23 protein-coding genes are annotated in these 22,577 nt (G+C 68.6%); 6 read left to right on the forward strand and 17 right to left on the reverse strand.

Features of this window, described 5'->3' with window-relative positions; all coding sequences use genetic code 11:
* Nucleotides 1-46: 46 nt before the first annotated feature.
* The 6 genes from ACK5F2_RS17395 to ACK5F2_RS17420 form a co-directional block, all read right to left on the reverse strand.
* The gene (locus tag ACK5F2_RS17395; protein WP_409866963.1) at nt 47-379 is read right to left on the reverse strand and encodes a DUF3325 domain-containing protein; all 333 of its coding nucleotides are present in this window, start codon (nt 377-379) and stop codon (nt 47-49) included.
* A 3-nt stretch (nt 380-382) separates the two neighbouring features.
* Entirely contained in the window at nt 383-1,999 is a 1,617-nt protein-coding gene (locus ACK5F2_RS17400) for a PepSY-associated TM helix domain-containing protein (RefSeq protein WP_409866966.1), read from the reverse strand.
* Between the two features lie 2 nt (nt 2,000-2,001).
* The gene (locus ACK5F2_RS17405; RefSeq protein WP_409866968.1) at nt 2,002-4,152 is read right to left on the reverse strand and encodes a TonB-dependent siderophore receptor; all 2,151 of its coding nucleotides are present in this window, start codon (nt 4,150-4,152) and stop codon (nt 2,002-2,004) included.
* A gap of 47 nt (nt 4,153-4,199) precedes the next feature.
* Nucleotides 4,200-4,535 (reverse strand): DUF3649 domain-containing protein, encoded by a 336-nt coding sequence (locus tag ACK5F2_RS17410; protein WP_409866969.1) that lies wholly within the window; start codon nt 4,533-4,535, stop codon nt 4,200-4,202.
* A gap of 178 nt (nt 4,536-4,713) precedes the next feature.
* Complete coding sequence (locus ACK5F2_RS17415; RefSeq protein WP_409866971.1) at nt 4,714-5,430, reverse strand: cobalt ABC transporter substrate-binding protein; 717 nt, start codon at nt 5,428-5,430, stop codon at nt 4,714-4,716.
* A gap of 216 nt (nt 5,431-5,646) precedes the next feature.
* On the reverse strand, nt 5,647-6,864 hold the full coding sequence (locus tag ACK5F2_RS17420; RefSeq protein WP_409866973.1) for an NAD(P)H-dependent flavin oxidoreductase: 1,218 nt from the start codon (nt 6,862-6,864) through the stop codon (nt 5,647-5,649).
* Between the two features lie 229 nt (nt 6,865-7,093).
* Here ACK5F2_RS17420 and ACK5F2_RS17425 point away from each other — a divergent pair, with 229 nt between their 5' ends.
* From ACK5F2_RS17425 to ACK5F2_RS17435, 3 genes are all read left to right on the forward strand, one after another.
* Nucleotides 7,094-8,149, forward strand: a complete 1,056-nt coding sequence (locus ACK5F2_RS17425) for a diguanylate cyclase (protein WP_409866975.1) — start codon at nt 7,094-7,096, stop codon at nt 8,147-8,149.
* A gap of 101 nt (nt 8,150-8,250) precedes the next feature.
* The gene (locus tag ACK5F2_RS17430) at nt 8,251-8,943 is read left to right on the forward strand and encodes a response regulator (protein WP_409866977.1); all 693 of its coding nucleotides are present in this window, start codon (nt 8,251-8,253) and stop codon (nt 8,941-8,943) included.
* Nucleotides 8,940-10,295, forward strand: a complete 1,356-nt coding sequence (locus ACK5F2_RS17435) for an ATP-binding protein (RefSeq protein WP_409866980.1) — start codon at nt 8,940-8,942, stop codon at nt 10,293-10,295. Before ACK5F2_RS17430 ends, ACK5F2_RS17435 begins: the two co-directional genes overlap by 4 nt.
* Nucleotides 10,296-10,329: 34 nt before the next feature.
* Here the strand turns inward: ACK5F2_RS17435 and ACK5F2_RS17440 are convergent, their stop codons facing one another.
* Genes ACK5F2_RS17440 through ACK5F2_RS17460 form a run of 5 tightly spaced genes read right to left on the reverse strand, consistent with a single transcriptional unit; the run spans nt 10,330 to nt 14,620 of the window.
* Nucleotides 10,330-10,980 (reverse strand): tetratricopeptide repeat protein, encoded by a 651-nt coding sequence (locus ACK5F2_RS17440; protein ID WP_409866983.1) that lies wholly within the window; start codon nt 10,978-10,980, stop codon nt 10,330-10,332.
* Nucleotides 10,981-11,004: 24 nt separating this feature from the next.
* Nucleotides 11,005-11,829, reverse strand: a complete 825-nt coding sequence (locus tag ACK5F2_RS17445) for an SDR family oxidoreductase (protein ID WP_409866984.1) — start codon at nt 11,827-11,829, stop codon at nt 11,005-11,007.
* Nucleotides 11,826-12,506 (reverse strand): TenA family transcriptional regulator, encoded by a 681-nt coding sequence (locus tag ACK5F2_RS17450; protein ID WP_409866986.1) that lies wholly within the window; start codon nt 12,504-12,506, stop codon nt 11,826-11,828. The genes ACK5F2_RS17445 and ACK5F2_RS17450 overlap by 4 nt, the downstream gene beginning before the upstream one ends.
* 24 nt (nt 12,507-12,530) lie before the next feature.
* Nucleotides 12,531-14,012 carry an AMP-binding protein gene (locus tag ACK5F2_RS17455; RefSeq protein ID WP_409866989.1) on the reverse strand — a complete coding sequence of 494 codons (1,482 nt, stop codon included), beginning with the start codon at nt 14,010-14,012 and terminating at the stop codon, nt 12,531-12,533.
* Nucleotides 14,009-14,620, reverse strand: coding sequence for a thermostable hemolysin (locus ACK5F2_RS17460; RefSeq protein ID WP_409867045.1), 612 nt, complete (start codon nt 14,618-14,620; stop codon nt 14,009-14,011). Before ACK5F2_RS17460 ends, ACK5F2_RS17455 begins: the two co-directional genes overlap by 4 nt.
* A 213-nt stretch (nt 14,621-14,833) precedes the next feature.
* Here ACK5F2_RS17460 and ACK5F2_RS17465 point away from each other — a divergent pair, with 213 nt between their 5' ends.
* From ACK5F2_RS17465 to ACK5F2_RS17475, 3 genes are all read left to right on the forward strand, one after another.
* Nucleotides 14,834-15,286: an Hsp20/alpha crystallin family protein gene (locus tag ACK5F2_RS17465; RefSeq protein ID WP_409866992.1), complete on the forward strand. Its 453-nt coding sequence runs from the start codon at nt 14,834-14,836 to the stop codon at nt 15,284-15,286.
* Nucleotides 15,287-15,371: 85 nt separating this feature from the next.
* Nucleotides 15,372-16,211, forward strand: coding sequence for a universal stress protein (locus tag ACK5F2_RS17470; RefSeq protein WP_409866994.1), 840 nt, complete (start codon nt 15,372-15,374; stop codon nt 16,209-16,211).
* A gap of 201 nt (nt 16,212-16,412) precedes the next feature.
* Nucleotides 16,413-17,993 (forward strand): sensor histidine kinase, encoded by a 1,581-nt coding sequence (locus ACK5F2_RS17475; protein ID WP_409866996.1) that lies wholly within the window; start codon nt 16,413-16,415, stop codon nt 17,991-17,993.
* Between the two features lie 63 nt (nt 17,994-18,056).
* On the opposite strand, the gene ACK5F2_RS17480 is transcribed toward ACK5F2_RS17475, so the two are convergent.
* The 6 genes from ACK5F2_RS17480 to ACK5F2_RS17505 form a co-directional block, all read right to left on the reverse strand.
* On the reverse strand, nt 18,057-18,266 hold the full coding sequence (locus ACK5F2_RS17480; RefSeq protein WP_409866998.1) for a hypothetical protein: 210 nt from the start codon (nt 18,264-18,266) through the stop codon (nt 18,057-18,059).
* Nucleotides 18,267-18,482: 216 nt separating this feature from the next.
* Complete coding sequence (locus ACK5F2_RS17485) at nt 18,483-20,174, reverse strand: MFS transporter (RefSeq protein WP_409867001.1); 1,692 nt, start codon at nt 20,172-20,174, stop codon at nt 18,483-18,485.
* Between the two features lie 194 nt (nt 20,175-20,368).
* Nucleotides 20,369-21,019 (reverse strand): 2-hydroxychromene-2-carboxylate isomerase, encoded by a 651-nt coding sequence (locus tag ACK5F2_RS17490; RefSeq protein ID WP_409867002.1) that lies wholly within the window; start codon nt 21,017-21,019, stop codon nt 20,369-20,371.
* Between the two features lie 28 nt (nt 21,020-21,047).
* Nucleotides 21,048-21,287, reverse strand: coding sequence for a DUF1289 domain-containing protein (locus ACK5F2_RS17495; RefSeq protein ID WP_409867004.1), 240 nt, complete (start codon nt 21,285-21,287; stop codon nt 21,048-21,050).
* Nucleotides 21,284-21,838, reverse strand: coding sequence for a YbaK/EbsC family protein (locus ACK5F2_RS17500; RefSeq protein ID WP_409867006.1), 555 nt, complete (start codon nt 21,836-21,838; stop codon nt 21,284-21,286). Before ACK5F2_RS17500 ends, ACK5F2_RS17495 begins: the two co-directional genes overlap by 4 nt.
* Before the next feature lie 38 nt (nt 21,839-21,876).
* Entirely contained in the window at nt 21,877-22,521 is a 645-nt protein-coding gene (locus ACK5F2_RS17505) for a TetR/AcrR family transcriptional regulator (protein ID WP_409867009.1), read from the reverse strand.
* Nucleotides 22,522-22,577 lie beyond the last annotated feature (56 nt).

Here is a 22,577-nt window from a genome sequence, read left to right on the forward strand (position 1 = left end):
GCATTTGCTCACGGCCGGGCAACGCCACGGGTGTGGTCCGCCGAGCTTAGCCCCAGCGCCCCAGGCTCAGCAAGACGGCCGCCGCCGCGGCCAGGCCGGCCGCGGGCAGCCAGCGGGCGCGCCAGGTGGCCAGGGCCACCACGGCCACAGCGCCCAGGGAGAGCTGGGCGCCCCAGCCAGCCCAGGCCAGGCCCCAGTCCGCCCGCCCCCAGAGACTCCAGGTGGACGCCAGCCCGGCCAGCAGCGCCAGGGCGCGCAGGCCCTGTTGGCGCCGCCGGCTGGGCGTCTGGCCCAGCGCGTCCTCATGATGCCGCTCCATGGCCAGGCACAGCAGGGCGAAGCCCAGCAGGCTGCACAGCACTTGATGCGCAAACGCCATGGCTCAGCCCCCCTGCCCGGCTGTGGCCAGGGATGCGCTGGCGGCCGGCGCCGGACCTGCCACCGCCCCGCGCCGCGGCCCGCAGCGCCAGGCCAGGCCCAGCAGCGCCAGCGCCGTCACGCCCAGGGCCAGGCGCACGGGCCAGGGCCCGGCAAACAGCAGGGCCAGGCCGGCAAAGCCCAGACACGCCAGGCCGAAGAGCGCGCGCCAGCCGCGCCGGTCCGGCCAGGCGGCGGCCCGCGGCAGGCTCAGGCCCCAGACCGCGTAGAAGACCTGGAGCTCCACATCGGGCCGCTGCGCCAGATCCAGGGGCAGCAGGCGGTTGGCATAGAACAGCGCCGCCATGGCCAGGGGCAGGCCGGCGATGGCAACCAGATTGAGCGTGTCCACCAGGCGGCGCCCCAGGGGCCGGGCCAGACCGCGGCGCGCCTCCTCGGCCGCGCGCTTGACACTCCACAGCAGCAGGCCGGTGGCGATCATGGCGCTGCCCAGCAGGCCCAGGCCGAAGAGCAGCCAGCGCAGCGGCCAATCGGCAAAGCGCGCCATGTGCAGACCGTAGAGCACACCATAGGTCCGGGCCGCGGGCGCGGCGGTATCGGCCAGATGCAGGCGGCGGCCGCTCTCGGCCTCGAAGATCAGGCGCGGGCTGCGGTACTGCAGGCGGTCGCCCTCATGGCGGCTGAACTCCACCAGGGTCTGGCCACCCTCGCGCAGCAGGGCCACGCCCTCGATGCGGCTGCGCGCCCCGGCCGGCCACTCGCGCCGCACCTCGGCCAGCAGGGCCTCCCAGCGCGCCTGCCCCAGCCGGGGCAAGGCCTGCCCCTCCCCTGCCGCCGCACTCAGCCCGCGCCCGCGCGGCAAGGGGTCACCTGAGAGCTCGTTGAAATACGTGCCGCCCTTGAGGCCGTAGACGGCGGCGATGCCGGCCGGCATGTAGAGCGTGTGCATGATCATCAGTCCGCTGAAAGTGATCACCAGGTAGAAGGGCAGCACCAGCACGCCGCTCACATTGTGGGCATCCAGCCAGGCGCGCTGCGCGGCCTTGGCCCGGGGCCGAAACGTGAAGAAATCCTTGAAGATGCGGCGGTGCGTGATCACGCCGCTGATCAGGGCCACGAACATGAGGAGCGTGGCCAGCCCCACCAGCCAGCGCCCCTCGGTGATCCAGCGGCTTTGCTGGGCCGAGCGCAGCTCGAAATGGAAGCGGTAGAAGAACTCGCCGATGCCAAAGCTCTCGCGCGGCCTGAGCAGCTGGCCGCTGGCCGGGTCCAGCCAGCGCTGTTCCAAGCGCGCGCGCTGGCCCGGCGCGGCCGCCTCGCGCCAGCCCAGCTGGACCAGGGGCCTGCGCTCGTCCGCGGCGGTGAGGCGCCAGCTCTGCGCGCCCGGCGCAGCCTCGTGCACCCGCGCCTCGACCAGGGCCAGCTGGGCCGCATCCAGCGGCGCGGCCAGCCCGTGGCCCAGCAGCTCGGGCCGGCTCCAGTGGTTGAGCTCATGCTTGAAGAAGGCCAGGCTGCCGGTCAGGAAGATCGCAAACAGCAACCAGCCCAGCAGCAGGCCCACCCAGGTGTGCAGCCAGGCCATGGCCTGGCGCAGGCCTTCGCGCGCGCCGTCGGCTCTCATGCTCAGAAGCGGTAGCTGAGGGTGGCGTTGAGCGTGCGGCGCTGGCCATAGAAGCAGTCGCCACGCGCCAGGCACTGGGTGATCTGCACCTTGTCGGCCAGGTTCACCGCATTCAGCGCCAGGCGCCAGTCACCCTGCTCATAGGCGAGCATGGCATCCACCAGGGTGGCCGCGGGCGTGCTGATCAAGGGCGTGCCGGACCAGGAACCGCCCGCATAGCGCAGGCCCGCACCCGCGCTGAAGCCGCTGAGCCCGCCCAGGCTGAAGTGGTGCGTCAGCCAGGCCGAGCCGTTGTGGCGGGCCACGCCGGCCACGGCCTGGCCCTGATCGCCGGCATTGCTGCGGCTGATCTTGGCATCGGTGTAGGCATAGCCCAGGGTCCAGTCCCAGCGGCCCCAGCGGCGGCTGTCCAGGCTGCCGGCGCTCTCCAGCTCCAGGCCGCGCACGCGCACCTCGCCGATCTGCAGGCTGTTGAGCGGCTGGCTGGGGTCGCTGGTCTTGCGGTTGGTGTCGCGCAGATCGTAGAGCGCCACGGTGGCGGAGACCCGCTTGTCGGCCGGCTGCCACTTCAGGCCTGCCTCCCATTGCTCGCCCACCTGGGGCTTGTAGGGCTTGCCGTAGAAGTCCACCCCACCCAGGGGCAGGAAGGACTCGGTGTAGGCCAGATAGGGCGAGAAACCGCCGTCAGCCAGATAGAGCAGGCCAGCGCGCTTGCTGGTGGCCTTGTCATCGACCTTGGCCTCGGGGCGGCCCTGGGTTTCGGTCTTGGCGCGGTCATGGCGCAGGCCCAGCACGGCGACCCAGCGTTCGTCGAACTTGATGTGGTCCTGCAGGTACAGACCCAGCTGGCGCTGGTCCACCGTGGGCTGGGCCACCAGGGCACTGGCGGCCGGCGGCGTGAAGTTGCCATAGACCGGCGCATAGACATCGATGGCCGGCGCACGGCCGCGGACGCTGCGCTGGGTGCTGTCGTTCTTCTGCGCGTCCAGGCCCAGCAGCAGCTGGTGCTTCCAGGCGCCCATGCGCAGCTGGCCCTCGAGCTGGGTGTCCAGCAGGGACATGCTGCCGCCATTGAGCTGCCAGACCATATCGCGCTCCACGCGGCGGCCGTCGGCATTGAAGAGCGGGCGTCGCGCCGTGGTGCTGAAGCTGGTGTAGAGGGTGCGGTAGTCCACCGCGCTCTTGGTGTGGCGCAGGTTCTGGCGCAGGGTCCAGTCGGCGTTCAGGCGGTGGCTGAAGAGGTAGCCGACCGAGTCCTGGTCGCTGTCATAGGCATCCCAGCCGGGTTCGCTGATAAAGGTGGAGGTGGGAATCTGGCCCTGGCTGCCATTGGGCAGCCGCGTGCCCTGCCAGGGGAAGAAGCCGATCAGGGAGCCGCTCTGGTCGCGCTGGTGGAGCGCCTGCAGGGTGAGCGAGGTGGCCGCGCTGGGCTGCCAGGTGAGCGAGGGCGCGAGCAGCAGGCGGTCGTCCTTCACATGGTCGACCTGGGTGCCGCTGTCGCGCTTGATGGCCACCAGGCGGTAGGCCCATTGCTCGCTGAGCGGGCCGGTGAGATCCAGGGCCAGCTGCTTGCGCTCATGGCTGCCCAGCTGCAGCTGCAGCTCGCGCCGACTTTCAAACTGCGGGCGCTTGGACACCAGGTTCAGCACCCCGTTGAGGCTGCCCTGGCCATAGAGCACCGAGGCCGGGCCGCGCACCAGCTCCACGCGCTCCAGCGTGAAGGGGTCGGGTCTTGCGGTGTTGTAGGTGCCGTAGCTGCGCAGCAGGCCGTCCTGGTACTGGGCCACACTGCCGCCGCGGGCGCTGATGCTGTCCACCCGGCTGTCGAAATAGGCCGAGACCACGCCGGCCGAGTAGCCCACGGTCTGGCGCAGGGTGGTGGCGCCCTGGGCCTCGATCTGGTCGGCCGTGACCACGGCGATGGACTGCGGCGTCTCGATCAGCGGGATGTCGCTCTTGAGCCCGCTGCCGGCTCGCCGCGCCACGAATCCGGGCACCGGCCCGGTGGCGCTTTCCTTGCTGCCCTGCACGCGCACCAGCGGCAAGGTGTTGGTGGATTCGGCAGCGTCGGCCACGCGTGGGGCCTCGTCGGCCCAGGCCGTGCCAATCAGCAGGGCCAGGAGACTCAGGCTCAGGGGATGCGGTGTTTTCATCGTGTGGAACAGGGGGTAGGTGGAAGAAGAAAAAGGGAAAGCGGGGCTCAGAGCCAGCGCGGCAGCAGCGCGCCGGCCCCCAGCAGCAGTGCCGCCCCCAGAATCCAGGCCCAGGCACGCCAGGCACTACGGCAGGCAAAGGCGGCCATGAAGGCAAGGGCATAGACCAGATAAGCCAGCATGGCGCCACCCACGGTGGCCTCGCTGCGCGCGGCACCGAGCAGGCTGGGGAGATGGACGGCGCAGGCGGTCGCCACCGCGGCAGCCAGCAGATAGCCGCCCAGCAGAGCCGCCAGGGCACGCGAGAAGACGGCGCCGCGATAGCGCCAGGCGGCCGCAGATCGGCCGCGGGCCGGCTGAGCGCCCGCAGATGTTTTGGACATGGCCAAGCCCCACCGGCAGCCGCAAGGCGCCGGAGACGAGATGGATGGGTGCTGACACCGAAGACACGCCGCACAGGCATGCCGCGGCTCGCACTCAGGCCTTCACGCGCGGATCAGACCAGGGAGCGGTTCGGTATCAGGGGAAGAGCGCCCGGCGGGGCGCCGGGCTCAAGCCACCTCAGGGGCTAGGCTTGGCCGGCGGGAGCGCAGGCAAAGGCTCCAGGCCCTGGCTCAGGCTGAAGCCCAGGGTGGTGACGAACTGCCCCACGTCCCAGGCCTGGCCATTGCGCTCACCACCTTGCTTGTCGGTGTGCTTGAGCTCCAGCACATAGCGGCCCTTCCAGGGCAGGCTCAGCTGCAGCAGGCCGCTCTTGTCGGCCACGAACTCGCGGCCCCAGCCGGAGGCCGTGAACACCTGCACCTTGGCCTCGGGCAGGGCTTGCTGCTTGTAGAAGGCCTGGAACTGTCCGGGCTTGCCGGTGGGCACCAGGTCCAGGGTCAGGCGTGCCGGGCGGGCGACGAAGTCGCTGATCCAGCGCGCGGCCGGGATCCAGACATGGCGCTCGACCTTGTCGCCCTGCTTGCGCTCCCAGCCGGGATAGGCGTTTTCCTGGGCGATGAGGGACTCGCCGCTGATGGCCCGGCCATCGATGTCGAAGGCATTGGCGCGCTTGCTCAGCGCGGCGGGAATGTCTCCCTTGGCCGTGAGCAGGGTGGCCGAAGGCTGCACAAACTTGTCCAGCATGCCCGGCGAGGTTTCGCGCAGGTTTTCGCCGAACTCACCGAGGTACAGGCGCGCACCTTGGACGTCCTGTTCAATCCAGATCTGGTGGGCCTGGGCCTGGGCGGCCATCCACAACAGCAGGGGCAAGAGCAGCAGCTTCTTCTTCAGCATGGCGTGCAATCCTAACGAGGTTTGAGAGGATGGCGAACGCTGACCGCCGCCATCGGCCCGACTTCGGAGGTCGGGGCTTGGATGCTGGCGGAGGGTCCGCAGACCCTGAAGCTGGCAGAGGACTGCCTTGAAGCAGTCCGCTCCGCTATTTGCGAATGATTCGCATTGTAATCAAAACTGCGCTGTCGGCAAATACCCGAGGGTCAGGTATTGCCGTCATGCCGTGGCCGGCGCGGGCTCGGTCTCCAGCAGCCGCTGCAACAGCTCCCGCACCGTGCGGATCTCAGGGCCGAAGGGCAAGGCGCCTGCACCGCGAAAGAACAGTCCCTTGCTGAGGTCACCGCGCAGGGCCGCGCCCAGCTGGTTGTCGATGCAGAACTGGCCCCAGCCCTTGAGCCCGTCGCGCAGGCCGCACTGGGCCAGGCAATCAAAGGCCTTGGTGCAGCGCGCCTTGACCTGGGCCACGGCCTGCAGCCGGGGCTCGGCCTTGAGGTAGTTGCGCAGCCAGGGCGTGGCCACGGCGCGCGCCGGCAGACCGGCGACGCTGGTGAACTCCACCAGCTGCGCTTCCTCGGCCTCGGCCAGCACGCGCTTGAACTCGGGATGGGCGTCGCCCTCCTCGGTCACGGCAAAGGGCGTGCCCAGCTGCACCGCGGCGGCACCCAGGCCCTGCAGATGGCGGATCTGGGCATGGCTGCGTATGCCCCCGGCGGCAATCAGGGGAATGCGCCCCGCAATGCCGGCCTTCTCGAAGAACTCCAGGCATTCGGGGATCACGCGCTCGAAGTCAAAGCGCGGGTCATTCAGATCGGCGACCTTGGCCGCCCCCAGATGCCCGCCGGCCAGGCGCGGATGCTCGATCACGATGGCGTCCGGCAGGCGCTGCTTGCGCTCCCACTTCCTGACGATGAGCTGCACCCCCCGGGCGTCGCTGAGTATAGGGATCAGCAGGGTGTCGGGGTGATCCTGAGCCAGCTCGGGCAGATCCAGGGGCAGGCCTGCGCCCACGACCAGGGCATCGATCCCCTCACGCAGCGCAGTCTTCACCGAGGCCGCATAGTCGCTGAGCGCGCGCATCACATTGAGCGCCAGCAGGCCACGCCCCTGGCTGCGCTCGCGCGCACCAGCGATCTCGCGCACCAGGGCTTGCTGGTTGGCGGCCTCGATCACGCGCTTGGCCTCCTCACCGGCATGCAGGCCCTCGCAGCGGGCCATCAGATCGGGATGCAGGCGCCTCAGGTCCACCGAGCTCAGGGTGCCCATGGCCCCGGAGGCCGCGACGGCCCCCGCCAGGCTCTGGGCGCTGACGCCCACGCCCATGCCGCCCTGCACGATGGGCAGCAGGCTGCGCCCACCGCGCAAGCGCAGAGGGCTCAGGCCGGAACGGTCCAGCCAGTCATTCATCTGAGGGTCGATCCGGGCGTTCTGGGACATGGGCAGCACTCGCGGCTTGAGCAAGGATGGCGAACCCTAAGGCGCGTCGCCCCCCAAAACGTTGACGGAAATCACGCTTGAGGCAGATCCGTGCAGGGCGGCGGCCCGCGGACCATCAAGGCCGCCGCCGATGCGCCGAAACAGCGGTGCAAGAACGAGGCGAGGCATGTGGCGCAACCCTGGGGGGTCGCGCCCAAGGGGCTTGGCCTCTATGCACAGGAGGGATTCAATGCGATACCCGGACAGCATGGCGCGCAGCGCGGAATACCTGCGGCTGGCCCTGCCCCTGATGACACGTCAACGCACGGCCCTGCACCCCATCAGCTATGCGGTGTGGTACGAGTTCGTGAGCGGCCGCAACCCGGGCTTGATGCAGGCCGTGCAGGAGCGCACCCGCGACGGCGGCGTCCTGGAGGAAGACGATACGGCGGCCCTGTACCGTCAGCACCTGGCCGAGCCCTTGCTGGACCCCGAGGATGCGCGGCGGGTCAGCGAGGGGCTGAGCCGCGTTCTGGACAATATGGCCAGCACCGCCGCCGAGGCGGGGGATCGCACCGCGCGCTTCGACCAGTCCCTCTTGGAATGGAGTCGTCAGCTGCTGGACGAAAGCACGCTCAATGCCCGGGCCCGTGAGCAACTGCAGTCCCTGATGGACGAGACGCGCCAGATGCGCCAGGCCATGAGCACCCTGCAGCAGCGCCTCGACGCCAGCCACGGCGAGATCGCCGCGCTGCGCGAGGAAGTCAGCCAGGCCCGCAGCGAGGCACTGGTGGATGCGCTCACCGGCCTGGCCAACCGCCGCGCCTTCGAGCGCCGGCTCGCGAGCTGCCTGACGGGCGATGCAGCCCCGGCAAGCCCGCAGGAGCCCTCGCTGTGCCTGGTCCTGGGCGATATCGATTTCTTCAAGCGCGTCAATGACAGCTACGGCCATTCTTTCGGCGATCAGGTGCTGCGCGCCGTCGCCCAGAGCATGCAGCGCATGATCAGCGAACCCGGACTGGCGGCCCGCGTGGGCGGCGAGGAGTTCGCCCTGCTGCTGCCCGATACGCCGCTGCTGCAGGCCCGCCAGCTGGCCGAACAGCTGCGTACCGCCATTGCCAGCAGCAGCATACGCCGGGCCAATGGGGAGAAGGCGGCGGAACGCGTGACCCTGTCCCTGGGGGTCACCCAGCTGGCCCCCGGCGAAAGTGCCAATGACTTCTTTGAACGTGCCGACCGGGCGCTCTACGCCTCCAAGCGCAGTGGCCGCAACTGCGTTACGGTACTGGCAGCGCGCGCGGCCTGATCCACAAGGCCCTCATGCAGGGCCCTGGCGCGGGGCCCTGATGCAGGACTGGTACGCGCCCGCCCGTCTATGATGGCCGCAAGGACAAAGACCCAGCGACCATGCGCCTCCTAGTGACCGAAGACGACGCCCAGCTGGGCGAGGCCCTGAGTCTGGGACTGCGCCAGCTGGGCCACGCCGTAGACTGGTTTCGCGATGGCACCAGCGCCGACACGGCCATGGCCAGCACCGCCTACGACGCCCTGGTGCTCGACCTGGGCCTGCCCGGTGGCGACGGGATTTCTTGGCTCAAACGTTGGCGCCAGCGCGGCCGAACCCTGCCGGTCTTGGTGCTCACCGCACGAGATGGCATCGAACAGCGGATTGCCGGCCTGGATGCCGGTGCGGACGATTACCTGATCAAGCCCATCACCATCGACGAGCTGGCGGCCCGGCTGCGTGCGCTGCTGCGCCGGGCCAGCGGACGCGCCCAGACCCTGTGGCAGCAAGGCCTGCTTGAGTACGACATCGCCGCCAAGCAGGTGCGCTGGGACGGTGAGTCGGTGGAGCTCACCGGCCGCGAGCTGTCCTTGCTTGAGGTCTTGATGAGCCACCCCGAGCGCGTGCTGAGCAAGGAAGCCCTGAAGGACAAGCTCTACGACTGGGGCCACGAGGCCCCGGAGGGCAATGCCCTGGAGGTGCATATCCATCATCTGCGCCGCAAGCTGGGACCGAGCGTGGTGCGCACCGTCCGGGGTCTGGGCTACGCCCTGGGCACATGCCTTCCGGACGCTGGCGCGGAAGCCGCCCGATGAGCCTGCGCCGACGCCTGCTGCTCTATCTGCTGCTCAGCGCCCCGCTGGTCTGGGCACTGGCGCTGTGGATCTCGGTGGACCGGGCGCGGCACGAGGTCAACGAGCTGTACGACTCGGAGATGATCCGCCTCGCGCGCCAGGTGCAGGCCACCTTGCGCAGCCCCGAGATGCCGGGCGATGCCCCCAGGCCGGGAACGGATATGGGCGAGGCCGATGTGCGCGATCTCGCCATTGCCGTGTGGGATGCACAGGGGCAGCTGCTGATGAGCGATCGGGAGGGTGTGCTGCTGCCGCGTCAGAGCCAGTCCGCCGGTTTTGCCGACATCGAGCTGGAACACGAGCCCTGGCGGGTCTACTACCTGCAATCCTTCGACGGCGCCTGGCTGGTGGCCGCGGGGCAGCGCGTCTACGAGCGCCAGGAAATGGTGTTCAACCTGACCAGCAGCCAACTGGCCCCCTGGCTCATGGTGCTGCCCCTGCTTCTGCTGGCGAGCGCCTGGGGCGTGAAGCGGGCGCTGCAGCCCTTGCAGACGCTCAGTGCGGAGCGGCGCCGGCGCAGCCCGGACGAGTTGCAGCCCCTGGATGCCGGTCGGGCCCCGCAGGAATTGCGGCCGCTGCTGGACGCGATGAACGGCTTGTTCCAACGGGTAGACACCCAGCTTCAGCGCGAGCGCCGTTTCACCGCGGATGCAGCGCATGAGCTGCGCACGCCCCTGGCCGTTCTGCGCGCGCAGTGGGATGTGCTGAGACGATCGCGCACGGACGAAGAGCGCCTGGAGGCGCAGGCCCGCCTGGGCGGCGGTCTGGAACGCATGGACAGGCTGGTGAACCAGATGCTGGCGCTGGCCAGACTGGAGTCCGGCGCGGAGCCCCTGCGTCGTGCCGTGGTGGACTGGCGACAGGTGGCGGAGCAGGCCTTGGTCGACCTGCTACCCCTGGCCGAGCGGCGCCATATCGAGCTGCAGTGCGACTGGCCCGGCGACGGCGCGGCCGCCCTGCCCCTGCAGGGTGACGCCGATCTGCTGGTCGTCATGCTGCGCAATCTGCTGGACAACGCCCTGCGCTACGGCCCGCAGGGCTGCGCGGTCCGACTTGCGTTCGAGAGCGATGGTCTGCGGGTTGAGAACCAGGGGCCGCCGCTGCCTGCAGAGCAGCTGCTGCGCCTGGGGGAGCGCTTCTACCGGCCCAGCGGGCAGACCGAAGGCGGCAGCGGACTCGGCGTATCCATCGTGCGGCGCATTGCGGAACTGCATGGGCTGACGCTGCACTTCGGCCCTTGCGCTGACGGCCAGGGTGTGTGCGCCAGCCTGCATCTCGCCCCGCCGCGCCAGTCCGGCGACGGCTCCACCTGAGGCCCTGCGGCCGGCACGCCCGCCGCCGCACCGCTCAGTGCCTGGCCTTCTCCAGCAGGGCCCGGGCCTCTTCACGGCGGCCGGTATCCGCGACCTGACGGCCCGGGCGGGCCGGCGCCGCCATCGCGCGCTCCAGATAGCTCACGGCCTCGGCCGTCTGCTTGCTCTCGATCAGGAACTCGCCGTAGAAGAAATTGGCGTCAATGCCCTTGGGATTGATCTGCAAGGCCCGCTGCAGGAGTTCACGCGCCTTGTCCTTGTCGCCAAAGCCAAGCGGCCAGCCGGGGACCTTGTAGTAGAGCACCCCCAGGCTGTTGTAGGCCGAGCCATCCAGGGCCTGCCCATCGATCTTGATCGCGTGCTCGTACAGCGTCTTGGCCTGCTTGACCAGGCCCAGGGCCCCCAGCCCGCCCTTCTCGCCGGCCCAGGAGCTCACGACGATGCCCTCCCAGACCAGGGGCTCGCTGCGCCCGGGATGGCTCTCGCTGAGCTTGTGCGCCTTGGCCGCCAGGGCCTCGAAACGACGCTCACGTTCGGCCGCGGGCGTCTGGTAGCGGATCACCGCCCAATCCTGCTGAATTTCAGTGATGCCGTCCTCCAGCGCACCGGCCAGTGCGGCTTGAAGGGGGTTGAGCGATGCGCCCAGCACGGCCGTGATCAGGAGCGCAGCCTTGAACTTGTCCATGTGATATCTCTGGATGAAATAGTTTCAGGAATTGGTGACAGGCCGCTGCGGCACGGCCGGCCGCCCCAGGCTGCGGCCGTGCTTCACGAACGCTCCGTCCATGGCTGCGCCGAGCAGGCCGTTGAGTCGAACCGCCAGCACCTCCGGGAAGCCGATGAAGCGCTCCGGCGTCTCGTGCACCAGCAAGCTCAGCAGCTCGCGGGCCACCCGCTCCGGTGCATCCATGGCCGTCTTGGTGGCCTGGTTGTAGGCCTGGACCGCGGCATCATTGAACTCGGTGCGCGTGCTGCGCGGCCCCAGGTACTGGACCAGCACGCCGGTATCGGCTACCTCGCGACGAAGGGCTTCCGCAAAGCCGCGCAGCCCGAACTTGCTGGCGCAGTAGGCGCTGAAGCCAGGTAGGCCGATACGCCCCAGCGCCGAGCCCACGCAGATGATCTGCGCCTTGGGCAGGCGCATCAGATGCGTCAGCAGGGACTGGGTGAGCAGCATCGGAGCCAGCAGATTGGTCTGCATGAGGCCGCGCAGGGTCGCGGCATCCAGGGATGGCAGGGGGGCGAAGGCCGGAACACCCGCGCCATGCACCACCACATTGCAGCCCCAGTCGGCGGCCACGCCGGCCAGAGCGGCAATGTCCTGGTCTGACTGGAGATCCGCGCACTGCCAGGCCAGCCGTGCCGCCGCGCCCTCATGCCGCTGGGCGGAGTGCGCCATCAGCTGCTGCAGCTTCACGGGGTCGCGTCCGACCAGCAGTACCGAGGCGCCGGCTGCCAGCAGCACATCCACCGACGCTCGACCGATGCCGCCGCAGGCGCCCGTCAGCAGCACCCGGGCCTGCTCGGCCTTCATGCCATCACCTCGGCCACTTCAGTCTCACGGGGCAAGGGCAGGCTTCTGAAGACATCGCCATACAGGCGGTAGAAGAGCTTGGCGGCGTGGATGATGTCGGCCTGGTCGCGCTCGTCCTCAATCAGGTCCATGAGCTGCTGGAAATGGGCGGTGTGTTCGAGATCCAGGGTGCCGTGCGACCTGAGGTAGGTGAAGGCCGCGTCGGGCAGGCCGAGCGGCTTCTGGATGGCCTCGGCCGCCAGCAGCGCCAGCGCGACGCTGCTGCCCTCCAGCACCAGCACCATGCCGAAGAAGCTCAGCGGGTTGCCGCGCGCGATGCCGTCATAGGCATAGGCCACCATCAGCTCGGTCGCCACGCCGGGGCGCGAGGCGCGCGCAGCCTGCGCGTCACAGCCGCAGGCGGCGATGTCCGCCAGGATCCACTCCTCATGCCCGGCCTCTTCCTCGATGTACTCGTCCAGCGCCTCCCTGAGCCAGGCATGACGTGGCGGTAGCGCCGCCTTGCAAGCCTGCAAGAGCGGTACGGTGTGCCGCACATGATGGAAGGCCTCACGCAGGAAGGCGACATAGCTGGCGAGGGACACCTCGCCGCGCAGGCAGCCCTGGATGATGGGAACGGATTGCATGAGCGCGCGCTCGGACGCGGTCTCGGCAAGCAGACGGGCATGGAAACTCATGGAAACTTGCTCCGTAGGTCGGGGTCAGGAAGAAAAGGCGTCGGACAGATCGCCCAGCAACTCGCGGTGGGCGTGCCAGATCTGCGCCCGGATCGGCCGGCCATTGGCCGTGGCCAGTCCGGACTCGGGCCCGAAGACGCCCTGGGCCATGCACCAGCGTCCGATGCGGGCGTAATCGGGCAATGTGGCATTGGCGGCGGCCACGGCCGCCTCCAGCGCCGCGGCATCCACGGCAGCATGGCTTGGCCAGAGCACGGCGCACAGCGAGGGCATGGCCTCGCCGAACACGACGGCCTGGGCAATCGCGTCCTGGCTGCGAAGCGCGGTCTCGACCCACTCCGGCGACACATTGCGCCCGAAGCTCGTGATCAGCACATGCTTCTTGCGGCCACGGATATGCAAAAAGCCCTGGGCATCCAGTTCCCCCAGATCTCCGCTGGGCCACCATGCGGGCACGGCCGTGCTCTCGCCCACATAGCCGCTGAACAGGCTGCCGCGCAACTCGATCTCGCCATCGCCGGCAATGCGGATCTGGGCATGGGGCAGCGCGCGCCCCGCGCTGCCGGGGCAATCGGCCCAGGGCAGATTCAGCGTCTGCACGGAGCTGCCCTCGGACAGGCCATAGCCTTCATAGGCCGGTATGTTCAGGGCCCGAGCCCGGGACAGCAGCGCTTGGCCCACCGCGGCGCCCCCCACGGCCACCAGCCTCAAGCCAGGCGGCGCCTGCTGGCCGCTGCGCGCCAGCCAGGCCACCCAGGCGCGCAGCATCTGCGGCAGCAGGATGAGGCGGTGCGGCGCGAACTGTCGCACACACTGGTCGAAGCGCTGAACGTCAAAGCCCGAGGATCCGCTCAGGCCCAGCTGCGACAAGGGAGGCAGCAGAACCGTGGCGCCGCGGCGCAGGGGCGCCAGCACGCCGGCAATGTTCTCCAGCAGCACGGCCAGCGGCAGGGCGCAGAGATGCCGCTGCAGATCCAGAGGCTCCAGCGCCTGCACCAGCGAGGCCGCGACGCCATGCATCGCCGCATTCGTCAGGCAGACACCTTTGGGCGCGCCGGTGGTGCCGGAGGTGAAGGTGATCTTGGCCGTGCCCTCCGGCATGAGAGGGGCACGGCCGGGCAGACGCAGCAAGCACAGGGCCTGCCCGGCCAGCGTCAGGGGCTCCCGTGGCAGGCCGCCCATCGCATCGGCCAGGCTCGCGGGCAGGATCAAACTGTCGGCGCCGCAGTGCTGCAGCGCATGCTGCCGCTGGGCCGCGCTGAAGAAGAGCGGCAGGGGCACATGGACCAGATCCTGCGCGGCCAGGTCGGCGATGACCCAGGCCGGGCCGTTGTCCAGCAAGGTGGCCAGCACCCGCGTGCCGGCGCTGCGCAGCTTGAGCGCCAGTGCGTGCACCTCCGCCATCAGCTGCTCACGCGTGAAGAGATGCTCGCCGTCCCCCAGCTCGGCCTGGCGCCCGATCCAGGCCCAGTCATCAGCTTGGCTCGGTATCTGCAAGCTGCTCATGAACGCTCCCGAGCCAGTCTGCGGGCCAGCTGGTTCAGGGCCTGCGACAGATTGCCGGCCAATACCACGGGCTGGTGTTCGTAATAGCTGCCCCAGCGTGCGGCCAGCTCGCCCAGGCGCTGCGGGTCGGCCGCGCCCAGGGCCAGCGGTGTGACACCCAGGCGCACAAAGAGGTGCCGGAGCTCGGCCGTCAAGGTACTGACCACCCACTCAAAGCCTTGCAAGGCCAGGTGCTGGCCCAGCAGCGCAATCAGACGGCGCCCCTCGCCCGCGCGACTGGCTGCCAGATGCGCCACTTCCACGATCGCCTCGCGCCCGAGGGGTGAGGCGGCGCAAGCCCACAGCTGCTCTTCGACGGGCGCCGCGAGATAGCGCTCCAGAAACAAGGGCCCGCCCGCTGCGCCGCGATAGCCGGCGACGGCGACCAGGCCCTCGAGCGGGTCGTACAGGCCGACCAGGACGGGGGCGAAATCATCCACTACCGCGCCATAGCGCTGGGAGAAAACCCGCTGGACGAAGGTCTCAAGCTCGGCGCGACCGGGATCTGCAGGTCCGCAAACCCTTAGCTGCGCCGCCAAGTCCAACCCTTTGGGGCGAGGCTCCGGCATCTGGGCATTCAACAACAAGACAACTCCTTGGGGAGGGCCGACAGGCCTCCCATGGAGCGAATGCTCAGCCCGGGCGATTAACAAGGCCTTAAGCGCCGCGGCAGTGACCGCAGTGATTGATCCTTGACAAGCTCGCTGCGGTCTCGCTGCATAGACTTCATCCAGGGCGCGGCACCGGACGTCGCGCCCGACGCAGCCAGCGAGGAACCGACGATGAGCGCCTATCCGCCCCGCAGCTCTCAGGACGCGGCCATGCCCGGCCTGCTGCAGCAGTTGATGCCGGCCCTGCGCGCGGCCATGGACGCCGATGCCCTGGGCGACGGCATACGCCTAGACATCTGCGAGACCGCCCAGGACTACCGGGTGCGCGCCGAACTGCCGGGCGCGCACAAGGACAGTGTGCGAGTCACCGTTGATCGCAACTTCGTCAATATTGCCGCCGACATCCCCACCCATGAGGACGATTTGGAGGCCGGGCAAGCGGCCGCGCGCGTGCTGCTGCGCGAGGGCCGCGAGGGTCGGGTCACGCGCGGCTTCTCCCTGGCCCACGATATCGACGCCGGTCTGGTGCAGGCGCGCTACGACAACGGCGTGCTGAACCTGGTCCTTCCCAAGCGTGAGGCCACGAGCAGCCGCACCATCGCCGTACAGCAAGCCCGCCCATGAGGTGGCGCTAGCGCTTGCGTTGTATCAAGCAGCCGGGGCACGCTGGCCCGCAAGATGCCCGGATACTGCCGCAGGGAGAGTCCTCATGAGCTATCGCAGTCTGCTTGTCCACCTGGATGATGCCCCCACCTGTGCCGCGCGCGTGCAGCAGGCCATAGCCCTGGCCAAGCTGATGCAAGCCCATCTGGTGGGCCTGGCCCCCACCGGCCTGCTGCGCATGCCCCTGGCCCTTGAGGCCGCGGCCGCCTTGGAGTCATTCAACACCATGGCCTGGGATCTGCTTCTTGAGCAGGCCCAGAGCACGGCCCAGGCCTTTCGTCAGGCTTGTGCGGAAGCGGGGCTCAAGTCCTGCGAGGCGGTGGTGGACACCGCCGATGTGGCCGAGTCCCTGGTGCGTCACGCCCATTGCTCCGATCTGGTGATCCTGGGGCAGTCCGATCCGGAGCGAGCCGGTCATGCACAGCGGCGCAGCGCCAGCGAGCAGGTGCTGATGCACAGCGCGCGCCCTGGCCTGATCCTGCCCTATGCCTGGACGGGCGACAGCCTGGGGCGACGCGCCCTGGTCGCCTGGGATGACAGCCGCGAAGCCGCGCGCGCCCTGGCTGACGCCCTGCCCCTGCTGCGCCGCGCCGAGCAGGTGCAAGTGCTCAGCTGGCGCGAGAGCCCCCTGGACGAGCCGCTGGCGGCGAGGCTGTCCGCCCTGCAGCAGTGGCTGATGTGGCAGGGGGTCACGGCCGAAGTCCATGAGCAAACCGGCGGCACACAGGCGGTCGGCGAGTTGCTGCTCTCACGCGCCGCCGATCTGGACGCCGACCTGATCGTGATGGGTGCCTACGGGCGTGCCCGCTGGACCGAGCGCATCCTGGGCGGCGCCACCCGCGGCATGCTGGATGCCATGACCATGCCGGTACTGATGTCACACTGAGCGGTGAGCGCAAGACAGGTGGAAACCCCAGGTCGCCCAAAGCCGCCGCCGCAAGGCGGCTGTGGTTTTCCGTTCCCAGGCCCGCGCTTCCTCAAGACCTGGCACCCAAAGAACTGGCGTGCGGCGCGGTGCTGTGTCCATAATCAGCGCCATGCTGCTGCCCACCTGTAAGCGCCGCGCTGGCCACGGGCCTTTTGCGCCATGAAACGTCTGGCCGGATCTTCACTGCGCAACGCGGTTGTGCTGGCCCTGGTCGTGGGTTTGCTGGTGCCCACGGGCGCGGTGCTGATGTATGACCTGCAGACACAGCGCCGCGAAGCCATGGACGATTTGCGCCGCGACCTGGCCCGGGTGGTGGAGATCCTGGCCCTGTCGCTCTCGGAGCCCATCTGGCAGGTCTCGCCCGATCTGGCCGAGCCCATGATCAAGGCCCAGGTCGATGATCCGCGCTTTGTCTCCGTGCTGGTGATGGAGCCCTCCTCGCCCCGCCCCTTCCTGGAGTTCCAGCGCAGCAGCAGCTCACCGGAGCTGACACTGAGCCAGACCCGCGGCGTGATGCGCGATGGGCGCGAGATCGCCCAGATCACGGTCACCATGAGCGCGGCGCCCCTGCTGGAGCGCCGCAACGCCGACATGCTGCGCACCCTGTGGCGCAGCGCCCTGACCCTGACCCTGTCCCTGGCCCTGATCCTGCTGGTGATGCAGCGCCGGGTGCTGCAGCCCATGGATCGCCTCAGCCATGCGGCCGCCAGATTGGCGGCGGGCCGCCTGGACCAGTCCCTGGACAAGACCCTGGATCTGGAGGGCGATGATGAGATAGCCCGAGTCGGCCAGGCCATGGAGCGCATGCGCCAGGCTCTGCTGGCCGCCTTTGATGAGTTGCGTCAGCACGCCAACACCCTGGAGTCGCAGGTCGCGGAACGCACGGCCGCGCTGACCACCACCAATTCGGAGCTGACCGAGGCCCTGGCCACGCTCAAGACGGCGCAGCGGGAGCTGGTGGAATCGGAGAAGCTGGCCTCGCTAGGCCGCTTGGTGGCGGGTGTCGCGCATGAGCTGAACACCCCGCTGGGCAATGCACTGACCGTGGTCTCGGCCCTCGAAGACCGCTGGCGCGAGCTGGAAACCATGCTCAGCGGCCAGACACCCATGCGCCGAAGTCTGCTGGAGGAGCTGGCCCGAGACACCCGCCGCGGGCAGGACATCCTGCACCGCAATGTGCAGAAGGCGGCCGATCTGGTGCGGGATTTCAAGCAGGTGGCCATTGACCAGACCACGGACTCGCGGCGCAGCTTTGAGCTGGCCCAGGTCATCGAGGATGTGCTGGTCATGGTGGAGCCCAGCTTCAAACACACGCCCTTCAAGATCAGGACCGAGCTGGCGGCCGGCATGGCCATGAACTCCTACCCCGGCGCCCTCGGCCAGGTGCTCACCAATCTGCTGATGAACGCGCTGGTGCACGGCTTCGAGAAGCGTGACAGCGGTCAGGTCAGCGTGCGCTGCGCCCCCGTGGCCGATGACGCCGAGATGGTGGAGCTGGAAGTGCAGGACGATGGGCGCGGCATGGACGAGTCGGTGCGACGCCGCATCTTCGATCCCTTCTTCACGACCAAGCTGGGTACCGGGGGCTCGGGTCTGGGCATGCACATCGTGCACAACATCGTGACCAATGTGCTGGGCGGTCAGATCGAGGTCTTGTCCAGCCCCGGCGTGGGCACCCGCACCCTGATACGCATGCCCCGCATCGCCCCGCAGCGCGCTGCCGGCGAGTCCATGCTCTGAACCCAAGGCCCCGAACCGCAACAAGGCCGGTGGTTTCATCCACCGGCCTTGTTCATTTGGGGCTCAGTTGGAAGCTGCGGATGCAGGCGCCAGGGCGCTGGCGGCGGCCGCCACGGCGCTGGCAGCCTGGGGCGCGGAAGCAGCGGCGGATGCGGCCTCCGGCGGATGGTCGATGCCATGCTTCTCACCGCCCATATCGATATCACCACCCATGCTCAGCACATACAGGGCCAGGGCTGCAAAGACGGCGAAGCCAACCACAATTTTCCACATACCAGGGGTCTCCTTTGCTTGTTGATGACGGCAATTCTTGCGCGCCTAGCTGACGGCAGGCTGGCTGGCATGCAGCCAAGCACGCCTTTCACACACAGCCTCAGCACCCGCGCAAGCGCGCCTGCCCCCCGATCCGGGCCATGAAAAAGGGCGGCCCGAGGGCCGCCCTGCTGTGCTGCCGCGCTCGCGCGGCAAGCGTTCGCCAGGATGCGAGGATCAGTCCTTGGCGTAGATGTCCACGTCCTTGGTGTCACGCACGAAGAGCATGCCGATCACGAAGGTGATGGAGGCAATGATGATCGGGTACCACAGACCGTAGTAGATATTGCCGTTCTGGGCCACCATGGCGAAGGCGATGGTGGGCATCAGGCCACCGAACCAGCCGTTGCCGATGTGGTAGGGCAGGCTCATGGAGGTGTAGCGGATGCGGGTGGGGAACATTTCCACCAGCATGGCCGCGATCGGGCCGTAGACCATGGTCACATAGATGACCAGGATGGACAGGATGGCCACGATCTTCCACCAGCTGGCCGACAGCGGCTTGATCGGGTCAGCCTTGGCTGGGTAGCCGGCGGCCTTCATGGCCTCCGACACTTCCTTCTTGAAGGCCGCGATGGCCTTGCCCGAAGCCTCGTCGAACTTGTGGCCGCCGGCCGTCAGCACGCCGGTGGGCGCCTCGATGACCTTATCGCCGATCTGCACCTTGGCATTGGTGCCGGGTGCCGCCACGGTCTCGTAGCTGGCGGACTGCTGAGCGAGCGAGCGCTTGGCAATATCGCAGCTGGAGGTGAAGTCCACATCGCGAGCGATGGGGCTGCCCTGGAAGGAGCACTGGGCCGGATCCACGCTCACGGTGATCTTGGCGTTGAGCTGAGCTGCCGCCAGCTTGGGGTTGGCAGCTTCGGTCAGGGCCTTGAACAGCGGGAAGTAGGTCACGATGGCCAGCAGCAGGCCCGCCATGATGATGGGCTTGCGGCCGATCTTGTCGGACAGGGTGCCGAACACCACGAAGAAGGGCGTGCCAATGATCAGGGACACGGCCACCAGGATGTTGGCCGTCGGCCCGTCAACCTTGAGCACGTTCGACAGGAAGAACAGCGCATAGAACTGGCCCGAGTACCAGACCACGGCCTGACCGGCCACCAGACCGAACAGGGCCAGGATCACGATCTTCAGGTTCTTCCACTGACCGAAGGACTCGGACAGCGGTGCCTTGGAGGTCTTGCCCTCGGCCTTCATCTTCTTGAAGGCAGGCGACTCGTTCATCGACAAGCGGATCCAGACGCTGATGCCCAGCAGCAGGATGGAGACGATGAAGGGAACGCGCCAGCCCCAGTCGGCAAAGGCTTCTTCGCCGATGGCGGTACGGGTGCCCAGAATGACCATCAGGGACAGGAACAGACCCAGGGTCGCGGTGGTCTGGATCCAGGCCGTGTAGGCGCCACGGCGGCCATGCGGCGCATGCTCGGCCACATAGGTGGCAGCGCCGCCGTACTCACCGCCCAGGGCCAGGCCCTGCAGCATGCGCAGCACGATCAGGATGACCGGAGCGGCCACGCCGATGGAGGCATAGGTGGGCAGGATGCCGACGATGAAGGTCGACAGGCCCATCAGCAAGATGGTGACCAGGAAGGTGTACTTGCGACCGATCATGTCGCCCAGTCGGCCGAACACCAGCGCGCCGAAGGGGCGCACGATGAAGCCCGCGGCAAAGGCCAGCAGCGCAAAGATGAAGGCGGCCTGCGGATCCAGTCCCGAGAAGAACTGCTTGGCGATGATGGCCGCCAGGGAACCGTAGAGATAAAAGTCGTACCACTCGAACACGGTGCCGAGCGAGGAGGCGAAGATGACCTTCTTCTCCTCGGCCGTCATCGGCGTGTTGGTGGACACCGCGGTAGCTGTCGCCATGGTGTTGTCTCCGTTGCTTGTGTGAGGGGAACACCGCCCGGTGATCCTTGCAACAGACTATGGGCGCCGGCTCTGACCGCTCTCTGACGCGAGACTGAACGCTGGCTGACAAAACCGGTAGCAACCCTAGGCCGCCATTCCTCGATGTGAGATGGCGCGAGGCTTGCGGGAAAGCCCCAGGGGGCGACTGCAGCTCAGTGACGGCGCGCTACGCCGGGCCGCGCACCCGCGGCAGCCTCCCAGGCCCCGCTGGCGAACCAGGGGTCACCCTTCAGGTAAGCGGCCAGCATGGGCAGGGCGTCCTGCCCCCAGAACAGGCGGCCATCCACCTCGAAGGTGGGCACACCGAAAACGCCACGCTGGATGGCCTGCTCGGTCGCATCCCGCAGGCGCTGCTTGACAGGCTCGCTCTCGGGATCCTGCGCAGGGGCCAGGTCTTGCCTCAGGGCCTCCAGGCGGGCTGCGTCGTTGGCGTCGGCACCGGCAGCGCGCCAGACATGGTGAAAGATCTTTTCCACCACCAGACGATTGGGCGTGCCCGAAGGCCCCGAAGCGCAGGCCCAGGCCGTGCGCAGCAGAGGCAGCGGATTGAAGGGGTGCTGGGCCGGCAGATCCAGCACCTGGCCCTGCTGGTGTGCCAGCCAAGCCACCTGGCGGTAGGTCCAGTGGCGCTTGCTCTCGATCTCGGCCGGACCCTTCTGGCCCAGGGCGTGCAGGATGGCGGCAAAGAGCACCGGGCGGTACTCCACCTCGTAGCTGCAGCCTGCCAGGGCCTCGGGCAGGCGCTCGAAGGCCAGAGCCGCATAGGGCGAGATGGGATCGAAGTAGAAGCTCAGGGTTTTCATGGCGACTCGCAGAGGAATAGGGGCGGACTCAGATCGAGCCGGTTTCGGCAGCGCTGAACACGCCCTGCTCCACCAGCTGGATACGGCGTTCGGGCAGGCGTGCCAGGATGGCCAGGCGGGTCGCATCATCGGCGCGCGACCAGGCCGCGATCTCCTCGATGGTGCGCGCGCAGCCTTCGCACAGACCCGTGGGCGCGTGCATGCGGCAGATATTGATACAGGGCGACTTGACCTGGCTGGGACTCGGCGGCGGGCAGCTGACGCTCATGACAGCAACTCCGAGACCTGGGCCTGCACCACATCAATCACGGGCGCGCCCGTCAGGGCCTCCAGCTCGGCTGGGCTCATCCTGAACACCCCGTTGGGATGACCGGCTGCGGCCCAGATCACCTCAAAGCGAAACAGCTCGCGATCGACAAAGAGAAGCGGCACGTCCAGACCGTCGGCGGGCGCGAAGCCCAGCGGCGAGACCCCGCCAATGGAAAAGCCGGTGCACGCCTTCACATAGTCGGCATCGGCGCGCGCCAGCGCTCCGGTATGGATCTTGAGCTTCTTCTCGTCGATGCGCCGGTCGCCGGACGCGATGACCAGCACGGCGCGATCATCGGACTTGCGCCGAAACACCACGGACTTGGCAATCTGGCCCAGGCTGACGCCCAGGGCCTCGGCGGCCTCCTGCGATGTGCGGGCGGCCACCTCCAGCCACAGGGGCGCATGGGCATGGTTCAGCGCCTGCAGTGCGGCGCTGACGCGCTGGAAACCCGGCGGCCGGCCATCCTGGCATGGCGTCACTTCAGTGGTGTCTTGAGGAACTTGCATGCCGCGATTGTCTCGCAGCCAAGAGCCTGCACCCGGACTCAGGCCTTCGTGCCCACGAGCAGCCCGCCCAGCACCAGCTGGCAGATCAGACCTTCGGCGGCCGCGTAGTCGCCCTCCTCCAGCGCCGGCTTGCCCAGCAGCAGAGCGAACTGCGGCGCCAGATCGGCATAGGCCTGGGTGCTGGCCCAGATGGTGAACATCAGGTGGCGGTAGTCCAGGCGGGCGATGCGCTTCTCGCGCGCCCAGCGCTCAAAGGTCTTCACATCGGCATTCAGGGCCGGCAGGACCTGGGCCTCGATCGCGTCCCTGAAGCGCGGGGCACCGGCCATGACCTCGCGGGCAAACACCTGGGAGCCCGCCGGCCGCTCGCGCGAGAAGCGCAGCTTGGCGGCGATGTACTCACGCAGGGCGGCCTCGGGGTCGGCACCGGAGACGATGCCCGCCATGCGCGCCAGCCATTCGGCGAGCACCCCATCCAGCACGGTGCGGTAGAGCAGTTCCTTGCTGGGGTAGTAGTACAGCAGGTTGTGGCGACTCAGACCCAAGGCCGCGGCAATGCTTTCAAGCGACGCACCCTCGAAACCGTACTGCGCGAACTGGCGTTCCGCTTCGGCACAGATGGCGGCCTCCTTGCGCAGGCGGGCCGCGCGAGGTCGCGGCGCCGGCGGTGGCACCCATGCCAACAGGACCGACGACGGGTTCGCCCCCTGGGCCAAAGACTCGGCACTACGGCGCCGCG

It is taken from the genome of Roseateles sp. (assembly GCF_046300915.1).
Classification (GTDB): domain Bacteria; phylum Pseudomonadota; class Gammaproteobacteria; order Burkholderiales; family Burkholderiaceae_C; genus Kinneretia.

Excerpts from the sequence above, each read along its gene's own strand:
- ACK5F2_RS17455 (WP_409866989.1), bottom strand. The coding sequence starts at position 14,012 with ATGAGCAGCTTGCAGATACCGAGCCAAGCTGATGACTGGGCCTGGATC.
- ACK5F2_RS17430 (WP_409866977.1), top strand. The coding sequence starts at position 8,251 with ATGCGCCTCCTAGTGACCGAAGACGACGCCCAGCTGGGCGAGGCCCTG.
- ACK5F2_RS17470 (WP_409866994.1), top strand. The coding sequence starts at position 15,372 with ATGAGCTATCGCAGTCTGCTTGTCCACCTGGATGATGCCCCCACCTGT.
- ACK5F2_RS17475 (WP_409866996.1), top strand. The coding sequence starts at position 16,413 with ATGAAACGTCTGGCCGGATCTTCACTGCGCAACGCGGTTGTGCTGGCC.
- ACK5F2_RS17395 (WP_409866963.1), bottom strand. The coding sequence starts at position 379 with ATGGCGTTTGCGCATCAAGTGCTGTGCAGCCTGCTGGGCTTCGCCCTG.
- ACK5F2_RS17435 (WP_409866980.1), top strand. The coding sequence starts at position 8,940 with ATGAGCCTGCGCCGACGCCTGCTGCTCTATCTGCTGCTCAGCGCCCCG.
- ACK5F2_RS17405 (WP_409866968.1), bottom strand. The coding sequence starts at position 4,152 with ATGAAAACACCGCATCCCCTGAGCCTGAGTCTCCTGGCCCTGCTGATT.
- ACK5F2_RS17465 (WP_409866992.1), top strand. The coding sequence starts at position 14,834 with ATGAGCGCCTATCCGCCCCGCAGCTCTCAGGACGCGGCCATGCCCGGC.
- ACK5F2_RS17420 (WP_409866973.1), bottom strand. The coding sequence starts at position 6,864 with ATGTCCCAGAACGCCCGGATCGACCCTCAGATGAATGACTGGCTGGAC.
- ACK5F2_RS17485 (WP_409867001.1), bottom strand. The coding sequence starts at position 20,174 with ATGGCGACAGCTACCGCGGTGTCCACCAACACGCCGATGACGGCCGAG.
- ACK5F2_RS17480 (WP_409866998.1), bottom strand. The coding sequence starts at position 18,266 with ATGTGGAAAATTGTGGTTGGCTTCGCCGTCTTTGCAGCCCTGGCCCTG.
- ACK5F2_RS17495 (WP_409867004.1), bottom strand. The coding sequence starts at position 21,287 with ATGAGCGTCAGCTGCCCGCCGCCGAGTCCCAGCCAGGTCAAGTCGCCC.
- ACK5F2_RS17500 (WP_409867006.1), bottom strand. The coding sequence starts at position 21,838 with ATGCAAGTTCCTCAAGACACCACTGAAGTGACGCCATGCCAGGATGGC.
- ACK5F2_RS17415 (WP_409866971.1), bottom strand. The coding sequence starts at position 5,430 with ATGCTGAAGAAGAAGCTGCTGCTCTTGCCCCTGCTGTTGTGGATGGCC.
- ACK5F2_RS17460 (WP_409867045.1), bottom strand. The coding sequence starts at position 14,620 with ATGCCGGAGCCTCGCCCCAAAGGGTTGGACTTGGCGGCGCAGCTAAGG.
- ACK5F2_RS17425 (WP_409866975.1), top strand. The coding sequence starts at position 7,094 with ATGCGATACCCGGACAGCATGGCGCGCAGCGCGGAATACCTGCGGCTG.
- ACK5F2_RS17450 (WP_409866986.1), bottom strand. The coding sequence starts at position 12,506 with ATGAGTTTCCATGCCCGTCTGCTTGCCGAGACCGCGTCCGAGCGCGCG.
- ACK5F2_RS17445 (WP_409866984.1), bottom strand. The coding sequence starts at position 11,829 with ATGAAGGCCGAGCAGGCCCGGGTGCTGCTGACGGGCGCCTGCGGCGGC.
- ACK5F2_RS17400 (WP_409866966.1), bottom strand. The coding sequence starts at position 1,999 with ATGAGAGCCGACGGCGCGCGCGAAGGCCTGCGCCAGGCCATGGCCTGG.
- ACK5F2_RS17440 (WP_409866983.1), bottom strand. The coding sequence starts at position 10,980 with ATGGACAAGTTCAAGGCTGCGCTCCTGATCACGGCCGTGCTGGGCGCA.
- ACK5F2_RS17490 (WP_409867002.1), bottom strand. The coding sequence starts at position 21,019 with ATGAAAACCCTGAGCTTCTACTTCGATCCCATCTCGCCCTATGCGGCT.
- ACK5F2_RS17410 (WP_409866969.1), bottom strand. The coding sequence starts at position 4,535 with ATGTCCAAAACATCTGCGGGCGCTCAGCCGGCCCGCGGCCGATCTGCG.